The organism is Paraburkholderia sp. SIMBA_054, assembly GCF_046534875.1.
GTDB classification, from domain to species: Bacteria; Pseudomonadota; Gammaproteobacteria; order Burkholderiales; family Burkholderiaceae; genus Paraburkholderia; species Paraburkholderia hospita.
Genome location: NZ_JAWRXV010001699.1, coordinates 1 through 237, shown reverse-complemented (window position 1 = coordinate 237; position 237 = coordinate 1). Strand labels below are relative to the sequence as shown.

At 69.6% G+C, this 237-nt stretch carries 1 protein-coding gene; it reads right to left on the bottom strand.

Annotated features, from left to right (window positions below; translation table 11 throughout):
* Positions 1–237: hypothetical protein (locus SB822_RS60890; RefSeq protein WP_410859627.1), on the bottom strand; the 237-nt coding region annotated here is incomplete at both ends.

Genomic DNA, 237 nt, shown 5'->3' with positions numbered 1-237 from the left:
CGCGCGGTGGCCGTTGACCGAGGTTTCATAGAAGCCCAGCATCATCCGGTTCAGCGTGCCGACCGAGGCCTGCCCGGTGCTGTGCATCTTGCGCGCGGTATCCGCGCCGAGGATGCGCGCATCGCCGAAGACGCCGTCCTGCAGGTGGGCGATCATGAAGCGCGCCATGTCCGCGCCGGTCGAGGCCAGGCTGCCGGCCGGCGCCAGGCTGATGAACTCGTACGGCTTGGCCTCGCC